The following is a 19,006-nucleotide window of genomic DNA, read 5'->3' as shown; positions in this document are numbered from 1 at the left end:
TGAGGAAAGACTGTGCTGAGTGCCGAGCTGAAAGCGTTTTACATGGTCGCCCGCTTGGGCAGCATTACGCTGGCGGCGAAAAAACTCGGCCTCAGCCAACCGACCGTGACCACGCAGATCCGCAATCTGGAAAGTCAGTATTCGGTGGAACTGTTCTACCGGGGCGGGCGCCGTTTAAGCGTCAGTGACGAAGGCGCGCGCTTGCTGCCGATGGTCAAGACCCTGTTGCAGCAAGAGGCGGACATAGAGTTCTTTCTGCGCAATAGCGGGCAAGTGCAGGGCACGCTGCGCATTGCCGCGACGGCGCCGTATTACATCCTCGATCTGGTGAAGACCTTCCGCGAGCGTTTGCCGCAGGTGGAAGTGTCGGTGGAGATCGGCAATTCGCAGCAAGTGCTGGAAGCGCTGGAGGATTACCGCGTGGATGTCGCGGCGTCGTCACAGCTGCTCGACGATGCGCGGTTGATTCGCCGGGTACTCGGCACCGATCCGCTGGTGCTGGCGGTGCATCGCAATCATCCGTTGGCCTCGTTGGAGCATGTGAGGCTGAACGCGCTGGCCGGGCATACGTTGTTGATGCGCGAGCCGGGTTCGACCACGCGGCGGTTGACCGAAGAGTTGCTGGCCAGCGCCGGAGTGAGCTTCGGACCGCTGTTGGAAATCGGCAGCCGCGAGTCGATCCGCGAAGCGGTGCTGCGCAATATCGGCATCAGCATCATTGCCCGGCAGGAAGTGCCGCATGATCCGCAATTGCGCGTGCTGACCATCGAGAATGCGCCGCAGATTCCGGAGTATCTGTATTGCCTCAAAGAGCGCAAGGGTGCGCGTCTGCCGGCGGCGTTCCTCGGCTTGGCACAAGAGATGTCTCCGGCATGAGACCTTCAATGTCTGAGAAGGCCTCTTCGCGAGCAGGCTCGCTCCCACATTGGATTTGGGTTGTGAACACGATCCCCTGTGGGAGCGAGCCTGCTCGCGAAGGCGTCAGCCCAGGCAAAACACAATCTGAACCAAAATCCCCGAATACCACTATCAGCCGTTTTTGCCTCGCTGCCACATGACGGACGCATTACAACTCTAGGATTGGCCTCATCCGTTTGCTGAGGTCCGTCCATGAATCCTGCCATCGCAACTGCCCTGACCAACCCCGGCGCGCCGATGAAAGTGCGCGGCGTGCACAAGCGTTTCGGTGCGTTCACTGCGCTGGATAACGTCTCCCTTGATGTCGCCGCCGGCGAACTGGTGTGCCTGCTCGGTCCGTCGGGCTGTGGCAAGACCACATTGTTGCGCTGCATTGCCGGGCTGGAGCAGCAGGACAGCGGCGAGCTGTATCTGGGCGATCGCGATGTCTCGCACCTCGCCCCGCAAGCGCGGGATTACGGGATTCTGTTCCAGTCCTACGCGCTGTTCCCCAATCTGACGGTCGAGGCGAACATTGCCTACGGCCTCGCTGGCAGCGGCCGCGATGAAGTGCGCCGGCGTGTCGGTCAGATGCTGGAACTGGTCGGCCTCAGCGGCAGTGAGAAAAAGTACCCAGGCCAATTGTCCGGCGGTCAGCAACAGCGAGTAGCGCTCGCTCGCGCATTGGCGCCGGCGCCGTCGCTGCTGTTGCTCGACGAACCGATGTCGGCCCTCGACGCGCGGGTGCGCGAGCATCTGTGCACCGAGCTGCGTCAGCTGCAACGCAACCTCGGCATCACCACGCTGATGGTCACGCACAATCAGGACGAAGCGATGTTGATGGCCGATCGCATCGCCGTGATGAACAACGGCCGCGTCGAGCAGTACGCCACGCCGCAGGAAATTTACAACCGTCCGGCCACGCCGTTCGTGGCCGAGTTTGTCGGCCAGGGCAACTGGCTGCCGTTTCAGCGCAGCAGCGACAGTCACGCCCGGGTCGGCGGGATGAATCTGCGCCTGGCCGAGGGCAGCGTACACGGCGCTTCGGGTCGACTGTTCTGCCGCCCGGAGGCGATCAACGTCAATCCGCTGGTGCACGAAGAGAACCTTTTCCCGGCCAGGGTTCGCGAAATCACTTTCCTCGGCAATCGCTGCCGGATGAGCTTCGAACTTGATCAATTGCCGGGCCACGCACTGCTCGCCGAAATCGCGCCAGAAGCCATGCCGCGCCTCGGCGCCCAGCAGATCATGGTCGCCTTGCCGCCGCGCAGTTTGCAGGTGTTCGCCTGATGAACAGCAACCTCGCGCTGCCGCTACCGCACAAGCAGGTGCGACAGTCCTCGGAAGCCGAGATCGGTGATCGCCTGTTCGTGGTCGGCGGGAAAATCCTCCTGCTGGTGTTGCTCGGCCTTGCAGTGCTGCTGCCCTTGCTGGCGATCTTCTGGCGCGGCTTCAGCAATGACGCCGGGCAGGGCGGTGGCTGGCTCGCGGCGAAGGAGTTGGTGACCAGCGCCAATTTCCACTGGTTGCTCGGCAACAGCCTGAAAGTGTCCCTCAGCGTGGCGGCCATTGTCGTACCGCTGGCCTACCTGTTTGCCTACGCGCTGCAACGCACGCTGATTCCGGGCAAAGGCATCTGGCGCGGGATCTCCCTGCTGCCGCTGATGGCGCCGTCGATGCTGCCGGGAATTGCGCTGGTCTATCTGTTCGGCAATCAGGGCATGCTGCGTGGGCTGCTCTCGGACAATATCTACGGGTTCTGGGGCATTGTGCTGGGTGAGGTGATCTACACCTTTCCCCATGCGCTGATGATTTTGCTCTCGGCATTGTCGCTGGCCGATGCGCGGCTGTTCGATGCCGCATCAAGCATGGGCGCCAGCCCGGCCAAGGCGTTTCGCAGCATCACCTGGCCGGCGACCCGCCAGGCGGTGTTCGCCGCGTTCTGTCTGGTGTTCACCCTGACTATCACCGATTTCGGTGTGCCGGTGGTGGTCGGTGGCGACTATCAAGTGCTGGCGCTGGAGGCCTACAAAGCCGTGGTCGGCCAGCAGCAATTCGGTCGCGGCGCGTTGATCGGCATGGTGCTGTTGCTGCCGGCGCTGTTCAGTTTCGGTGTCGATGCCTGGTTGCGTCGCCGCCATGGCGACTCCATGAGCGGACGCGCGCAGGTGTTCAAACCGCTGCCGTCCAGGCTGCGCGACGGCTGCTATCTGGCGATCGTTTTGCTGATCAGTGCGGCGTTGATCCTGGTGTTCGGCATGGCGGTGTTTTCGTCGCTGGTGAAGTTCTGGCCGTACAACCTGTCGCTGTCGCTCAACCACTATCAGTTCAACGAGACCGCCGGCGGTGGCTGGCTCGCCTACGGCAACAGTCTGAAGATGGCTCTGGGCACGGCGCTGATTGGCAGCGTGCTGATTTTCACTGGCGCCTATCTGATGGAGAAAACCCGCACTCAGCGCGGGCTGAACCTGGCTTTGCGCATGCTCAGCTTCGTGCCGATGGCGGTGCCGGGGCTGGTGCTGGGCCTGGGTTACGTCTTCTTCTTCAACCTCAGCGGCAATCCGCTGCACGTGCTCTACGGGACGATGACGCTGCTGATCGTCTGCACCATTGCGCACTACCTGACCACCGCACAAATGACCGCGACCACCGCGCTGCGCCAGCTCGATGCTGAGTTCGAGGCTGCGGCGCTGTCGCTGAAGGCGCCGCTGTACCGGCATTACCTGCGCGTGACCGTGCCGATCTGCCTGCCGGCGCTGCTGGACATCGTGCGCTACCTGTTCGTCTCGGCAATGACCACGGTTTCCGCCGCGATCTTCCTCTACAGCCCCGACACCATCCTCGCGGCGGTGGCGGTGCTGAACATGGACGATGCCGGCAACGTCGGCGGCGCGGCGGCGATGTCGACCCTGATTCTGTTCACTTCGGCCGGCGTGTCCTTGCTGCTGGCGTGGGCTTCGCGCGGCTTGCTGCGCCGTTCCCAGGCCTGGCGGCAAACCGCGCCCGGTCACTGATTGCAACTCCGTTCAACTCATCTACAGGAAAACGCTCATGTTCAAGCCTATGGCCCTGGCCGCTGCTGTGCTCGCGACTTTCAGCCTGAATGCCTTCGCGGCAAAAACCGAGTTGACGGTGTACACCGCCCTCGAAGCCGAACAACTGAAGTCCTACAAGGAGGCCTTTGAAAAGGCCAACCCGGACGTCGAGATAAAATGGGTGCGCGATTCCACCGGAATCATCACCGCCAAACTGCTCGCCGAAAAGGCTCGTCCGCAGGCTGACGCGGTGTGGGGCCTGGCCGCGTCGAGCCTGGCGATTCTCGATCAGCAAGGCATGCTGCAAAGCTATGCACCGAAGGATCTGGGCAAGATCGGCGCGAATTACCGCGACGCCGCCAACCCGCCAGCCTGGGTAGGCATGGATGTGTGGGCCGCGACCATTTGCTTCAACACCGTCGAAGCCGAGAAGCAGGGGCTGAGCAAACCGGTCAGTTGGCAGGACCTGACCAAGCCTGAGTACAAGGGCAAGATCGTCATGCCCAACCCGGCGTCTTCCGGCACCGGTTTCCTCGACGTCAGCGCCTGGCTGCAAACCTTCGGCGAGAAGCAGGGCTGGGCCTACATGGACGGCTTGCACCAGAACATCGGCCAGTACGTTCACTCCGGTTCCAAGCCGTGCAAACTGGCGGCGGCGGGGGAGTTTCCGATCGGGATTTCCTTTGAATATCCAGCCGTACAGCTGAAACGCCAGGGCGCGCCGCTGGACATCATCCTGCCGAAGGAAGGTCTGGGCTGGGAGATCGAAGCGACGGCGGTGATCAAGGGCACGCCGCATGAAGAGGCAGCGAAAAAACTCGCTGACTTCTCCGCCAGCGCCGAGGCGATGGATCTGTACAAGGAAAACTTCGCAGTGCTCGCCCAGCCGGGGATTGCCAAGCCGCAAACCGAATTGCCAGCCGACTATGAGCAGCGCCTGATCAAGAACGACTTTGCCTGGGCCTCGAAGAATCGCGACGAGATTCTGGCTGAATGGCGCAAGCGGTATGACGGCAAGTCCGAGAAAGTTGTCGCCAAGTAAGATCTTTATCGACTGACAAGGCCCCTTCGCGAGCAGGCTCGCTCCCACAGTTGCAATGCTGTCCCCTGTGGGAGCGAGCCTGCTCGCGAAAGCGGTTTCTCATTCAGAGCACCTCTACATGACACAACCCAAAGACCTGCTCATCATCGGCGCTGGCATCCTCGGTCTGTCCCACGCCTATGCCGCCGCCAAACGCGGCCTGAAAGTCGCGGTATTCGAACGCACCGCCACGCCCCTTGGCGCTTCGGTGCGCAACTTTGGCCAGGCACTGGTGACCGGTCAGCCGCCCGGCACCATGCTCGACTTGGCCAGGGCCAGCCGCGAAATCTGGGGCGACTGGGCGCAACTTGCCGGTGTGCAGATCAAGCGCAACGGTTCGTACCTGTTCGCCCGCAGCGAGGCCGAAGAACACCTGCTCGAAGCCTTCTGCGCCGACCGCGCGGTCGAGCATGGCTACAACGCCGAGCTGCTGCGCGGCGCGGCGTTGCGTGATCTCTATGGCGGCCAGTTCAGCCATCACCGCGCTGCGTTGCACGGTGTCGATGATCAGCAGTTGTATTCGCGCGAAGCGATTCCGGCGCTGATCGATTATTTGCGCCGCGACCTCGGCGTCGAGTTTCACTTTTCCACGCTGGTGCGCGATGTCGAGCCGGGGCATCTGCACAGCACCGCCGGCAGTTTTACCGGCAAGCAGATCATCGTCTGCTCCGGCCACGATTATCAGACCCTGCTGGCCGAGCCGATTGCTGCGCTCAATCCGCAGATCTGTCGTCTGCAAATGCTGCGGGCCAAACCGCAGGTCGATCTCAATCTGCAACACGCCGTGCTCACCGGCCTGAGCTGCGTGCACTACGGCGCCTTCGCCGATTTGCCGGAAGCCGCAGCGGTGCAGGCGCAGATCCTCCGTGAACAACCGCACCTGCACGCTAACGGCATTCACTTGCTGATCAGCCCGACACCGTATGGCGAACTGATCATCGGCGATTCGCATCATTACGGCAGCGATGCGTCACCGTTCAACGCCGAGCAGGTCGACAACTGGATGCTCGAACTCGCCGAGCAGACGCTGGGCTGTCAGGTGCAAGTGGTCGAACGCTGGCAGGGCGTCTATGGTGCTCGTGGGCCTGGTCCGTTTTCTTTCCTGCGCCCGGCACCGGGCCTGAGCGTGGCGCTGATGCACACCGGCGTCGGCATGAGCGTCGGCCCGGCGCTGGCCGAACGCAACATCGCGCAATTACTGGAGGAGGCATGAATCACGAACAGGTGATCGCCCGGGTGTTCGGCCTGTATGAACGCTTCGGCGCCAGCGATTACATCGGCGAACCGGTGTCGCAGCTCGAGCACATGTCCCAGGCCGCAGAACTGGCTATGGCTGAAGGCTGTGACGATGAAGTGGTGCTGGCGGCGTTCTTTCATGACATCGGCCATTTGTGTGCCGAGGGCGCGGAAAACATGGGCGGTTATGGCGTGGTCAGCCATGAACGGCTCGGTGCCGACTATCTGCGTGAGGCAGGTTTCAGCGAACGGCTGGCGCGACTGGTGGAATATCACGTCCAGGCCAAACGCTATCTGACCTTACGCGAGCCGGGCTATTACGCGCGGTTGAGTGAGGCGAGTCGGCGCACCCTGGAATATCAGGGCGGGGTAATGAGCGAGGCTGAGGCGGATACGTTTGCGGCTGATCCGTTATGTGCGCTGAGTTTGCGCATGCGGTGTTGGGATGAGTTGGCGAAGGAGGTTGCAGTGCCGCTGGTGGATCTGAGTGTGTTAAAGCGCAAGGCTGAGAAATTGTTGTCGGCTGAGTGATTGCAGCCCTCACCCCAGCCCTCTCCCGGAGGGAGAGGGAGCTGATCTCCATGCTTTTCAAACCTGAGTTCGACTGGATATCTCAGGTCGGTGTATGACCCAAGAGCAACACAGTCGGCCCCCTCTCCCTCCGGGAGAGGGCTGGGGTGAGGGGGTAGCGATCTAAAGCTCAAGCACCCGATCAACCAACGCCTCAACCTGCTCCTGCCTTTCCGCCTGATTCAACTTCGCCTGCGGATTGAGCGACGACCACTGCGGATGCGCGCGCGCCTTGTTCAGCGCTTCCGGCAACTTGCCTTCGCGCCAGGTCTTGTCCAGAGGCGTGGCCACCTGAATGCTGTCCATCGCCGCATGCCCGCGCTGATCCAGGGCCAGCAGCAACTGGCGCTGGCGCAACGCCAACAGGCGCAGCACGGCGTCATCCACTGTCAATTCCCGCTGGCCTTTGATCTTGCCGAGCAGGCGACTGCCATAACTGCGCGCGGTTTGCAGTGCGCCACCGGCAATCGCGCCGGCCAGTGCCGCCGCGCCAAGGGTAATCCCGCCGACCAGCAAATCCACCCCAGCCCCGGCCGCTGCACCGGCAGCAATGCCGCCGCCGACGCGCACGCCGAGTTGCTTCAGGGTTTCCGGGTTGAACAGATCATCGCCCCAGCGCCCGTCGAGCAACGGCAAGTCACTGGCCGCCGCGTCCTGCGGGCGAAACGCGTAGAGCTTGAGCAGCGCCTCAACGCACTTCTGCTCACGCTGACGTACGGCTTTGCGCAGTTCGCTGATCGCCTGCTGTTCCTGCTCGGCTTCGCTGACCACACTGCGTCGGCACGCAGCGCAGTCGATCAGCAATTCGGCAATCAAGCGCGCGGCGCTTTGCTGACGGGCGAGGCGCTGCGCCTGCTGGTCGGCGATCAACCGCTCCAGTTGCGGCCGGGCGTTTTCCAATAGCAGGGCGAGGCTCTCGTACAAGCGCCGCTCGCCATCCTCGGGCGGCGCGACGCTGTCGAAACGTACCAACGCATGCAGCCCCAACCGCGCCAGCGCTTCACGCCAATCGGGTTCGCGATGGTTGGCGCTGCTGACGAAATTCAGCACCGGCAGCAGCGGTTTGCCACAACTGGCGAGCACTTCCAGTTCGTCGCGGTACTTGGCCAGCACCGGTTCGCGGGCGTCGATCACATACAGACCAGCGTCGGAGGCCAGCAGTTGTCGCAGTACCTTGGCTTCCTGTTCGAAACGCTGGCGCGCCTCGCTGCCGTCGAGAAACCGCGCCAATCGTGCCGGGCCGTCGAGGCGTTCGCCGGGGCGTTCCAGACGCTCGAGAAAATCCAGCAGGGCGATCGCATCTTCCAGCCCCGGCGTGTCGTACAGATCGAGCAACGGCTCGCCATCCACCGACAACCGCGCGCCTTCGACATGCCGGGTGGTGCTCGGCCGGTGCGAGACTTCGCCGAAGCCGACGTCACGGGTCAGCGTGCGCAGCAGCGAGGTCTTGCCGACGTTGGTGTGGCCAACCACTGCCAGTTTCAGCGGTGCCTTGCGTGCATCAGTCATGTCCGCTCTCCAGCCAGTTCATCGGCGCGCAATCGGCGAATGGCAGTTCCAGCTGTTGCAGCGCCGCGTGCCAGTCACCCAAACGTTGCCCGTCCAGCGCTTCGCCAGGCGGCGCTTGCAGCAGCCAGATGCGAGTGGCGCCGGCGTTGCGCGCGAGTTCGGCGATCAGCGCGAGGCTGCCGCGATCCGGCGAACGTCGCGGATCACAGGCGATGGCCAGCCGCGCCGGCGGGAAGCGACTGAGTTGCTCGAGCAGTTTGTGCCGCGATTCGCGACTGTCGAGGATGCCCGCGCTGCTGACGTTTTTCGGCAGCGCGGGTGGCCACGGACGCTGTTCGTCCAACTCGATCGCCACCAGCAGCGCGCCTTCACTGGCGCGTTCGCCGACGTTGCTTTCGATGCGATGCAGTTGCGCCGGCTCCGGGTCGTTGACACCAAGGCGTTCGCTGGTCGGCATCAACCGTTCGCGCAGTTGCGCGTAGCCGGGCAGGTTCAGATCCAGGCGCAGCGCGGCTTTGCCGCGGTTCCAGCGCCACAGGCACAACAGCGCGAGCAGCAGGCGCGGCAGCACGCCGTAGACCACCAGCACACCGACCAGCCAGGTCGCCCAGGCCTGTCGCGCGCTTTCAATATCCAGTGCGCCATCGCCGCTGGCGCGGATCATTTCCTCGGTCGGCACATTGAAGCCGAGCAGCGACGGCAGATAGCCAAGGGCCTGGGTGACATGGATAAAGGTGTCGGCGCCGAGGATCGTGGTTTCCCAGACAAAGCCGTAGCGCCGCGTGGCCATCAGGGTCAGCAACAGAATCAGCGCGCTGAGCATCGCCAGCAGCCACAGGCCATTGACCAACGCGCCGAGCGCCCAGCGGTTGAGTTTCTTGCGTTGCAGCAGCAACAGCAGGGCCGGCGCCAGTTGCGCGGCTTTGGTGTCGCGGGCGAATTTTTCGCTGAGCCACAGCCACAAGCGCCCGAGGGTGGCGCCGTGTTCGCCTGCGAAAATCAAGCCCAGCGCCCAGCTCAGCAGCAAAATCATATTGATCCCGAGCAGACTGCCCAGCGCCCAGAACACATTTACCGGCGTCTGCCCAAGTGCGGCGAAAGCCAGACCGGCGCCGCTGAGCACGGCGACAATCATCAACAGCACCAGCGCCAGACGCGCGCCTTGCAGCCAGTGCTTGAGCGCGGCGGTGAGTCCGTCGCGCTCGGCCAGCCATAGCGCCCGGCGCGCAATGCGGCTCGGCAGATCGCCGCCAGCGGCGCGGGCCAGACGATTGGCTTCCAGGTCATCCAGCGGCCCCGCGTGTTCTTCGCGCAGGCGGATGGTTTCGGTGAGCCAGAGATTTTGCAGTGGAGTCAGTTCAGTCACGCGGCGTCCCGTCGCTAAATCGAGCGCTGAGCATAACCGCTGTGGCGCTTATCGGGGTAAGCGCGGCTCTGGTATCCTCGCCGGCATGACTAAATCACTGCCCCTCAGCCTGATCGCAGCCCTCGGTGAAAACCGCGTGATCGGCGTCGACAACAGCATGCCCTGGCACCTGCCGGGGGACTTCAAATACTTCAAGGCGACCACGCTCGGCAAGCCGATCATCATGGGTCGCAAGACCTGGGATTCGCTCGGTCGGCCATTGCCGGGGCGCTTGAACATCGTGGTCAGCCGTCAGCCTGATCTGCAGCTCGAAGGCGCCGAGGTCTATCCGTCGCTGGAAGCCGCCGTGGCCCGCGCCGAGGAATGGGCGAAAGCCCAGGGCGTTGATGAACTGATGCTGATTGGTGGCGCGCAGTTGTATGCGCAGGGACTTGCGCAGGCCGATCGTCTGTACCTCACCCGCGTGGCGCTGAGCCCGCAAGGGGATGCATGGTTTCCGGAGTTTGATCTGAGCGAATGGAAGCTGGTGTCGGATGTACCGAATCCGGCAGAGGGCGATAAACCTGCATATAGCTTTGAGGTTTGGGAGAAAGCCTAACAGCTTCGCGAGCAGGCTCGCTCCCACAGGGGAACGCATTTCAGTGTGGGAGCGAGCCTGCTCGCGAAGAGGCCCGCTCAGTCGCTGAGAAGCTTAAGCCTGGGCCAACTCTGCGTGTTCATCGGCATCCAGCAACGCTTTATCAGTCTGCTGCATGACCTGACTGGTAATCGCCCCTGCGGTAATCGAGCCACTCACGTTCAACGCCGTGCGACCCATATCGATCAGCGGCTCGACCGAAATCAGCAACGCCACCAGTGACACCGGCAAGCCCATCGCCGGCAGCACGATCAGTGCGGCGAACGTTGCGCCGCCGCCAACTCCGGCCACACCGGCCGAACTCAACGTGACAATCGCCACCAGCGTCGCGATCCACAGTGGATCGAGCGGGTTGATGCCGACAGTTGGCGCGACCATCACCGCCAACATCGCCGGGTACAGGCCTGCGCAACCGTTCTGGCCGATGGTCGCACCGAACGAGGCAGCGAAACTGGCGACTGACGACGGAATGCCCAGACGACGGGTCTGCGCTTCGATGCTCAGCGGAATGGTTGCCGCGCTGGAGCGGCTGGTGAAGGCGAAGGTCAGCACCGGCCAGATCTTGCGGAAGAAGCGCAGCGGGTTGATCCCGGCGGCCGACACCAGCACGCCGTGCACGACGAACATCAGGCCCAGGCCGATATACGAGACCACGACGAAACTGCCGAGCTTGATGATGTCTTGCAGGTTGGAACCGGCGACCACTTTGGTCATCAGCGCCAGCACACCGTACGGGGTCAGCTTCATCACCAGACGCACCAGACGCATCACCCAGGCTTGCAGGGTGTCGATGGCGTTGATCACTTTCTGACCTTTCTCGACGTCGTCCTTGAGCAGTTGCAGCGCGGCAACCCCGAGGAACGCGGCGAAGATCACCACACTGATGATCGAGGTCGGCTTGGCCCGGGCCAGGTCGGCAAACGGGTTCTGCGGAATGAACGACAGCAGCAATTGCGGCACATTCAGGTCGGCGACCTTGCCGGCGTAGTCGTTCTGAATGGTTTGCAGGCGCGCCATTTCCTGAGTGCCGGCGACCAGACCTTCAGCGGTAAGGCCGAACAGGTTGGTCAGGCCGATGCCGATCAGCGCCGCGATGGCGGTGGTAAACAGCAGCGTGCCGATGGTCAGGAAACTGATCTTGCCCAGCGACGAGGCATTGTGCAGGCGGGCCACGGCGCTGAGGATCGAAGCGAACACCAGCGGGATCACGATCATTTGCAGCAACTGCACGTAACCGTTGCCGACCAGATCGAACCAGCCGATCGAGGCTTTCAGCACCGGATTGCCGGCACCGTAAATCGTGTGCAGCGCGACGCCGAACGCCACGCCGAGGACCAGTGCGAGCAGGACTTTTTTCGCCAGGCTCCAGGTGGTGTGGCGCGTCTGCGCCAGACCGAAGAGCAGGGCGAGGAACACCAGCAAGTTGAGAATCAGCGGTAGATTCATGAGAACTCCAGTAAAGACTGTGCCAACAGCCATCCGGGGCTGCTGCGAACCGGCAAGCCTAACAGCTTGATTTGCAATGATTTAATACCAAAATGGCTGGGCAACCGTCGTTTTTGGTATAAGCGCGTGTCGCTGTCGGCAATGCAACTGACGCGCAGGGGACGTCAGCGGTCGCTGACAGGCGAGGGTTGTCACACTGATTTGTTAGCGTCGAACTCTTTGCATCGGGGAGTAGCGCTATGAGAATTGCACGCACGTTGTTGGCTGTAGCACTGGCGGCTGGCCTCGCCGGCCATGCATTCGCCACGGACCTCAAGCACTGGCCGGCGGATCAGGCCAAGGCGCTGGACGCGATGATTGCCGCCAACGCCAACAAGGGTAATTACGCGGTGTTCGACATGGACAACACCAGTTACCGCTACGACCTCGAAGAATCCTTGCTGCCGTTCATGGAAAACAAGGGCCTTATTACCCGCGACAAGCTCGACCCCTCGCTGAAACTGATGCCGTTCAAGGACACCGCCGAGCACAAGGAAAGCCTGTTCAGTTATTACTACCGGCTCTGCGAAGTCGACGACATGGTCTGCTACCCGTGGGTGGCGCAGGTGTTCTCCGGCTTCACACTCAAGGAACTCAAGGGCTACGTCGATGAGCTGATGGCTTCGGGCAAACCGGTGCCGGCGACGTATTACGAAGGCGATGTGGTGAAGAAGCTCGACGTCAATCCGCCGAAGATCTTCACTGGCCAGCAGGAGCTCTATAACAAACTGATGGAGAACGGCATCGAGGTCTACGTGATGACCGCCGCCTCCGAGGAACTGGTGCGTATGGTCGCGGCGGATCCCAAGTACGGTTACAACGTCAAACCGCAGAACGTCATTGGCGTTTCACTGCTGCTCAAGGATCAGAAGACCGGCGAGCTGACCACTGCGCGCAAACAGATCACTGCTGGCAAATATGACGAGAAGGCCAACCTCGGCCTGGAGCTGACGCCGTACCTGTGGACCCCGGCAACGTGGATGGCCGGCAAGCACGCAGCGATCCTGACCTATATCGATGAATGGAAAAAACCGGTACTGGTCGGCGGCGATACCCCGACGAGCGACGGTTACATGCTGTTCCATGATGTCGACGTGGCCAAGGGCGGCATTCACTTGTGGATCAACCGCAAGGACAAGTACATGACGCAAATCAACGGCATGATGGCCAAGCACGCGGCGGCGCAGGCCAAGGAAGGCTTGCCGGTGACGGCGGACAAGAACTGGGTGATCGTCAAACCGGAAGACATCCAGTAAGCCACGATCGCATGTAGGAGCTGCCGAAGGCTGCGATCTTTTGATCTTGTTTTGGATCGTTCCCACGCTCTGCGTGGGAATGCAGCCCGTGACGCTCCGCGTCACTGGACGCGGAGCGTCCCTTGAGACATTCCCACGCAGAGCGTGGGAACGATCAGCCCCGCACATGGCGGGGCATTTTTGCATCGGCGATTTGACGGTTACAGCCCGTCGAGCATCGCTTTGTTGCGCACCGCGCCCTTGTCGGCACTGGTCGCCAGCAGGGCGTAGGCCTTGAGCGCGGTGGTCACTTTGCGTGGACGCACCTCGACCGGTTTCCAGCCTTTCTTGTCCTGCTCGGCACGGCGTGCCGCCAGTTCTTCGTCGCTGACCAACAGGTTGATCGAGCGGTTCGGAATGTCGATCAGCACCTTGTCGCCATCCTGCACCAGACCAATCGCGCCGCCGGCCGCAGCCTCTGGCGAAGCGTGACCGATTGACAGGCCGGAAGTACCGCCGGAGAAACGCCCGTCGGTGAGCAGCGCACAGGCTTTGCCCAGACCTTTGGATTTCAGGTAGGACGTCGGGTAGAGCATTTCCTGCATGCCCGGGCCGCCTTTCGGGCCTTCGTAGCGAATGATGACGATGTCGCCTTCCTTCACTTCGTCAGCGAGGATGCCGCGCACGGCGCTGTCCTGACTTTCGAAAATTTTCGCGTTGCCTTCGAAGACGTGGATCGACTCATCGACCCCGGCGGTTTTCACCACGCAACCGTCCTGCGCGATGTTGCCGTACAGCACGGCGAGGCCGCCTTCTTTCGAATAGGCGTGCTCGAAGCTGCGGATGCAGCCGTTTTCACGATCGTCGTCGAGGGTTTCCCAACGGGTCGACTGGCTGAACGCGGTCTGGGTCGGAATGCCCGCAGGACCTGCCTTGAAGAAGTGATGCACGGCTTCGTCGCTGGTCTGGGTAATGTCCCACTTGGCGATGGCTTCTTCCATGCTGCGGCTGTGTACGGTCGGCAGGTCGGTGTGCAGCAGGCCGCCACGGGCCAGCGAACCGAGGATGCTGAAAATGCCGCCGGCGCGGTGCACGTCTTCCATGTGGTACTTCTGGATGTTCGGTGCGACTTTGCACAGCTGCGGCACGCTGCGCGAGAGACGGTCGATGTCGCGCAGGTCAAAATCGATCTCGGCTTCCTGGGCGGCTGCGAGCAAGTGCAGGATGGTGTTGGTCGAACCGCCCATGGCGATGTCGAGCATCATCGCGTTCTCGAACGCCTTGAAGTTGGCGATGTTGCGCGGCAGCACGGAGTCATCGTTCTCGCCGTAGTAACGCTTGCACAGCTCGACGATGGTGCGACCGGCCTGCAGGAACAGCTGTTCGCGGTCGCTGTGGGTGGCCAGAGTGGAACCGTTGCCCGGCAAGGCCAGACCCAGTGCTTCGGTCAGACAGTTCATCGAGTTGGCGGTGAACATGCCGGAGCACGAACCGCAGGTTGGACAGGCGCTACGCTCGTACTCGGCGACTTTCTCGTCAGAAGCGCTGGAGTCGGCGGCGATCACCATGGCGTCGACGAGGTCGAGGCCGTGGGAGGCGAGTTTGGTCTTGCCCGCTTCCATCGGGCCACCGGAAACGAAGATCACCGGGATGTTCAGGCGCAACGCGGCCATCAGCATGCCCGGGGTGATCTTGTCGCAGTTGGAAATGCACACGATAGCGTCGGCGCAGTGGGCATTGACCATGTACTCGACGGAGTCGGCGATGATCTCGCGGCTCGGCAGCGAATACAGCATGCCGTCGTGGCCCATGGCGATGCCGTCATCGACGGCGATGGTGTTGAATTCCTTGGCCACGCCACCGGCGCGTTCGATTTCGCGGGCGACCAGTTGACCCAGGTCCTTCAGGTGCACATGCCCCGGGACGAACTGGGTGAACGAGTTGGCGATGGCAATGATCGGCTTCTTGAAGTCGTCATCTTTCATGCCGGTGGCGCGCCACAGTGCGCGGGCGCCGGCCATGTTGCGGCCGTGGGTGGATGTTTTCGAGCGGTAATCTGGCATGGAGCACTCCGGGCGGCTAATCACGTACTAAAGGGGAGTGAGCTTCTGTTGACCTCTGAAACACCCGAAAAATGGCCGTGTGTCCGGAAGCTGCCGATGACGTTGCGGGATCGCCGCTGGTCTCAGCCTGAGCTCATAAACCCGCCGGGGATGAATGGCGATGAATGAGGCGATTCTACACCGCTGACGCCGCGAGGGAATGGCGCAAAGCATCGTTGACTTGCTGATGCGGTGCGCGGGATGACGACTGGCAGGGTCAATGGTCGCCTCCGGGCATCAACCTGTTGCTGCGCAGGTTGCTGACGCGACGGCCAATCACGCTGTTGAGCAACAGGGATATGCCGCTCAACAGGACGAAACCGTAGCCCAGCGTCGCTTGCAGGTTGGCCGGGCCGAGGCTGATCAAGGCGCTGACCAGCCCGCCACAGATAAAGATGATGGTGCTGCCGGCAGACGCCGATGCGCCGGCATTTTCGGCAAACAGGCTCATGGCGCGGGAGGTAGCCGGTGGCCGGGAAATGGTCGTGCCCACCGTGCAGATGAGCATTGGAATCAGCACCGTCGCAGCTGACAAATCATGGTTGGCGGCCAGATAGAGCATTACCAGTCCCGAGAGCAGGATCAGACTCAGCCCGGTAAAAATCTGCTGTTGCGCATTGATATGCCGGTTCAGCACGCTGGCGAGCACGCCGCCAAAGACATAGGCGGCGCCGTAGATCAGCAGGATCAAGGCGAAATCGTAAGGTGCCATCTGCAGCTGCTCCATGAAGATCAGCGGGGAAATGACGATGAAGGAAAAGTGGCAAGCGAAAGCGAATGCGGAAATCAGCCAACAGCCGACAAATTCGAAATTGCCCAGGACGCGCTGATAGGACTGGATGAAGCCAAGGCGGGTGGGATCATGAGGAGGACGGCTGTTATCGAGCAATCGCCAGGTCTTGATCAAAACTGCTGCGGCCAGGGCGATGAAGACCCAGAAGCTGCCGCGCCAGCCGAGCGTGGCTTGCAGAAACGTGCCCGCCAATGGTGATACCGAAATGAAGATGCCCGTTGCGGTGACCATCAGGATCCGCAGGCGATCACGCTCGTTGCCTTCGAACAGATCCTGCACCAGTGCCTGGGACAGCACGAAGCAACCGCATCCCAGCGCCTGCATCACCCGGAAAATCAGGAACAGCGTGTAGTCATTGCTCAGCACGCAGCCAAGTGCGCCGAGCAGCGACACGCTCATGCCGGCAAGCAGCAGACCTTTGCGCCCGATCACATCTGACAGCGGGCCGATCAATAACTGGGCAAATGCGATGCCCACGGCAAACAGACTGATCGACAGCGCGATGTCGTTTGCCGATCGGCCAAAGTGGGCTGCCAATGCCGGAAAGGAAGGCAGCAGCACATCCAGCGGAAACACGCCAAGCAGGATCATCGCCAGCAGCAGGCTGATTGCTCCGCGCTGTTGTCGGCGGGTGGTTGCACGGCTGTGTTTATCCATCGATCAATCCTGCTTTGGCGAAGAGTGTCTGGTTATGGGGCAATGCAAAGAAGCCGGCCTCGTGCAGGGCCTCCACAGTAGGTTTGCAGCCTGCGCGTGCACGAGCGCGGTTGGCCTGCACCGTTGCCGTGCCGCCGACAATCTCCATCACGTCGATCTCGGCAATACCGGCCGAACGCAGGCTTTGTTGCAGCCAGCCTTCATCTGCTTCGAAGAAGATGGAAATGATCTCCACGAGGGTCTTGCTGGCGAACAGGCGTTGACGACTGTTCATCGCAATCCAGAAGTAATGGAAGGCTTCGGCGAAATAGCGGCTGTGCCGGGCTTCGTCGGCAAGGTGATCACGCAACATGTCACTCACACTGGATACCAGCGTGTCGCGGCAGACCTCCAGCAACTCGCGGGCAATGATGGTTTCCGAGACAAATCCCAGCAGGAACCAGGCCAATGCACGGTTTTTCTCCGGCGTGCGCGCGATCAAAGCGTTCATGCGGCTGATCCGCTTCGGAATGACCGGTCGCCGGGTGATGCCGTAGAGCGCAGCGATCTGCTCGGCAATCTGGTTGGAAAACAGCGCGTGGTAGCCCTCGTCGGTATACAGCTGCAGTGCCGCATGTTTCATCGGTAGCGGTATATAAATGGGCAGTTCGCGGTGCACGATGACTTCCACCGCGCGGTTGACGATGCGGTGTTCGAGCAGGGTGGTGTAGTCGAGGAAATACACCAGATGATTGGCGGTAAGGCGGTGCAGGGTATCGCGACCTTTGGCCTGGATGGCCGGATGCGCCAGATAGGGCACAAAGGCCGGGGGTAACCAGTAGCGGGTTTGCAATTGCTGCTCGACATCGCCCGGTAACCGATAGTCATGGACACTGCTGCGTACCGATGCACGGTTCTCCCAGCCTGGAAGCGTGAATTTGAGCGACCATGACACCGGGGCTTCGCTCTCGTCCATAGCCGTGGGAATCATGACTGTGCTCCGCTGAGCAGATCACGCATTTCCTGGCACATGGCCTGGCCATCGCTTTGTCCGCAGCCGACGAAGAACAACGGTTGCTCGGCGCTGTCCGCGATGCCGAGCAGGGTTTCAATCTGTGCGTCGGCAAACGCGCCGGTCAGCCAGGTGTTCAGCCCCAGCGTCGTTGCTACCAGTTGAAAGGTTTGCGAGAGATGACCGGCCTCGATGAATGCCATGCGATAGGCGCGCGAGTGTTCGTACTTCCACCAGAGACGATCAAACCTGGCGGTGATGAACACGCCCAGCGGCAGGTTGTTGATGAAATGCTGGCCGCCGAGCAATTGACCCAGCTCCGGATCCGGCAGCGCATTGATCCGACTCAGGGCGTGTTCGGCAGGGTGATAGGCGTAGATGCCGGGTTCCAGTCCGCTGACATTTTGCGCCAGGACAAATCCCTCACAGGCGTTCAGTCCGCCGCCGGACGGGCAGCTTCGGCGTGCCTCGAGACCCGGTGCGACCGGATCGTCGTGGGCATTGTCGCGTGGGGGAAGATAGCCGAGGGTCAAATACAGCAGCGTGCCGACCTCATCCAGTGTCACCGCTGCACCGGTGTAGGAACGACAGGTTTTGCGCCTCATCAGGGCCTGAGTCAGGCTGTCATCATCAATGGCGCCCGGTACGGGCAGGGTAATCAGGGGCTGCACTGATCGCCGCGCCCGGGTGTCTGCAGGTTCTGGCTTCGCCAGCACTTCGCTGCAGTGCGCCAGATATTGCCTGGACCACTCGTGGATATTCCGAGGCGTATGTGCGCTAGGTATGTTTTGTGTGCCGATGTGATAGATCTTCGACAATTCATCCCAGCCCCAATTCGGGCTGTCTATTTTTGAAGTTGTCAGAATTCCTGCGTCCAGAAGTTGTGTGTCTATTATGTTGTTCGGGTCAAATATATCAGGGTTGTGTATAAGGCTGGCGAGGCGATGGGAGTAATCAAGATCAAGTTCGTGTTGAGTGTGGTTCTTGTAGTTCCAGACAACTTGTCCAGGCGGGCGCGGCAATATAAAAAGAAAAGGATTGATATACATGGGCTCAGGTCACTCGGGAAAAAGTCTGATGGACGCCAGAGTGCCGGCACTCTCCGGCGTCCAGGCTTACTTAGCGGCCGGTGGCTGCAACCAGAAAGGCCAGGTTGGCGAGTTTGTCTGTTTCGAGATAAATGGTTTTCATGATGTGAACTCCTTGTTCGTTGGTAGTTGAGTCGCTTCGTTGCGACAACTTCATATTAGTTTGTAATCGAATATTGGCAAGCGGATATTAAGTAGGAATATTCCAGTAATTTTGTCGGAGTGATCTTTTGCAGGAGGCTTACTGTGTAGGTTTAATTTCCATGATTGACAGGCATGACGAAACTTCCTGCAAGGCAGCGAGAAAGAAGTTGTAGGAAGAGG

General features: G+C 61.3%; 15 protein-coding genes. 8 read left to right on the top strand and 7 right to left on the bottom strand.

From position 1 onward, the window contains the following. Positions 1-12: 12 nt before the first annotated feature. The 6 genes from PSH90_RS25205 to PSH90_RS25180 all read left to right on the top strand — a co-directional run bounded on the left by PSH90_RS25205 (position 13) and on the right by PSH90_RS25180 (position 6,780). Entirely contained in the window at positions 13-876 is an 864-nt protein-coding gene (locus tag PSH90_RS25205) for a LysR family transcriptional regulator (protein WP_150636962.1), read from the top strand. Between the two features lie 234 nt (positions 877-1,110). Further along, positions 1,111-2,187, top strand: coding sequence for a putative 2-aminoethylphosphonate ABC transporter ATP-binding protein (locus tag PSH90_RS25200; protein WP_305381707.1), 1,077 nt, complete (start codon positions 1,111-1,113; stop codon positions 2,185-2,187). Continuing rightward, the gene (locus tag PSH90_RS25195; RefSeq protein ID WP_305381705.1) at positions 2,187-3,911 is read left to right on the top strand and encodes a putative 2-aminoethylphosphonate ABC transporter permease subunit; all 1,725 of its coding nucleotides are present in this window, start codon (positions 2,187-2,189) and stop codon (positions 3,909-3,911) included. Before PSH90_RS25200 ends, PSH90_RS25195 begins: the two co-directional genes overlap by 1 nt. 37 nt (positions 3,912-3,948) lie before the next feature. After that, positions 3,949-4,974, top strand: coding sequence for a putative 2-aminoethylphosphonate ABC transporter substrate-binding protein (locus tag PSH90_RS25190; protein WP_042606530.1), 1,026 nt, complete (start codon positions 3,949-3,951; stop codon positions 4,972-4,974). Between the two features lie 118 nt (positions 4,975-5,092). Further along, entirely contained in the window at positions 5,093-6,226 is a 1,134-nt protein-coding gene (locus PSH90_RS25185; RefSeq protein WP_305381704.1) for a TIGR03364 family FAD-dependent oxidoreductase, read from the top strand. Beyond that, entirely contained in the window at positions 6,223-6,780 is a 558-nt protein-coding gene (locus PSH90_RS25180; RefSeq protein WP_095181315.1) for a phosphonate degradation HD-domain oxygenase, read from the top strand. Before PSH90_RS25185 ends, PSH90_RS25180 begins: the two co-directional genes overlap by 4 nt. Positions 6,781-6,942: 162 nt before the next feature. On the opposite strand, the gene PSH90_RS25175 is transcribed toward PSH90_RS25180, so the two are convergent. Together PSH90_RS25175 and PSH90_RS25170 are read right to left on the bottom strand one after the other, a co-directional pair. Continuing rightward, entirely contained in the window at positions 6,943-8,328 is a 1,386-nt protein-coding gene (locus tag PSH90_RS25175; protein WP_095181316.1) for a GTPase/DUF3482 domain-containing protein, read from the bottom strand. Next, positions 8,321-9,694 carry a DUF2868 domain-containing protein gene (locus tag PSH90_RS25170; RefSeq protein ID WP_305381703.1) on the bottom strand — a complete coding sequence of 458 codons (1,374 nt, stop codon included), beginning with the start codon at positions 9,692-9,694 and terminating at the stop codon, positions 8,321-8,323. The genes PSH90_RS25175 and PSH90_RS25170 overlap by 8 nt, the downstream gene beginning before the upstream one ends. A gap of 85 nt (positions 9,695-9,779) precedes the next feature. Between PSH90_RS25170 and PSH90_RS25165 the strand changes: the two genes are divergently transcribed. Next, complete coding sequence (locus PSH90_RS25165; protein ID WP_305381702.1) at positions 9,780-10,292, top strand: dihydrofolate reductase; 513 nt, start codon at positions 9,780-9,782, stop codon at positions 10,290-10,292. A gap of 93 nt (positions 10,293-10,385) precedes the next feature. Here PSH90_RS25165 and PSH90_RS25160 read toward each other — a convergent pair whose 3' ends face one another. Further along, a complete protein-coding gene (locus PSH90_RS25160) occupies positions 10,386-11,777 on the bottom strand; it encodes an L-cystine transporter (RefSeq protein WP_042606536.1) in 1,392 nt (463 codons plus the stop codon). Between the two features lie 239 nt (positions 11,778-12,016). Between PSH90_RS25160 and PSH90_RS25155 the strand changes: the two genes are divergently transcribed. Further along, entirely contained in the window at positions 12,017-13,072 is a 1,056-nt protein-coding gene (locus PSH90_RS25155; RefSeq protein WP_258707309.1) for a haloacid dehalogenase-like hydrolase, read from the top strand. A gap of 200 nt (positions 13,073-13,272) precedes the next feature. On the opposite strand, the gene ilvD is transcribed toward PSH90_RS25155, so the two are convergent. The 4 genes from ilvD to PSH90_RS25135 all read right to left on the bottom strand — a co-directional run bounded on the left by ilvD (position 13,273) and on the right by PSH90_RS25135 (position 18,643). After that, positions 13,273-15,114 (bottom strand): dihydroxy-acid dehydratase, encoded by a 1,842-nt coding sequence (gene ilvD, locus PSH90_RS25150; protein ID WP_024014684.1) that lies wholly within the window; start codon positions 15,112-15,114, stop codon positions 13,273-13,275. A 256-nt stretch (positions 15,115-15,370) separates the two neighbouring features. Continuing rightward, complete coding sequence (locus tag PSH90_RS25145; RefSeq protein WP_150636948.1) at positions 15,371-16,603, bottom strand: MFS transporter; 1,233 nt, start codon at positions 16,601-16,603, stop codon at positions 15,371-15,373. After that, positions 16,596-17,573 carry a diiron oxygenase gene (locus PSH90_RS25140; protein ID WP_305381700.1) on the bottom strand — a complete coding sequence of 326 codons (978 nt, stop codon included), beginning with the start codon at positions 17,571-17,573 and terminating at the stop codon, positions 16,596-16,598. The genes PSH90_RS25145 and PSH90_RS25140 overlap by 8 nt, the downstream gene beginning before the upstream one ends. Continuing rightward, positions 17,570-18,643 (bottom strand): SagB family peptide dehydrogenase, encoded by a 1,074-nt coding sequence (locus tag PSH90_RS25135; RefSeq protein ID WP_150636944.1) that lies wholly within the window; start codon positions 18,641-18,643, stop codon positions 17,570-17,572. The genes PSH90_RS25140 and PSH90_RS25135 overlap by 4 nt, the downstream gene beginning before the upstream one ends. Positions 18,644-19,006 lie beyond the last annotated feature (363 nt).

This window comes from Pseudomonas sp. FP1762, from assembly GCF_030687105.1.
GTDB classification, from domain to species: Bacteria; Pseudomonadota; Gammaproteobacteria; order Pseudomonadales; family Pseudomonadaceae; genus Aquipseudomonas; species Aquipseudomonas siliginis.
The sequence above is the reverse complement of the archived record's forward strand: the minus strand, read 5'-3'. Positions and strand labels throughout refer to the sequence as shown.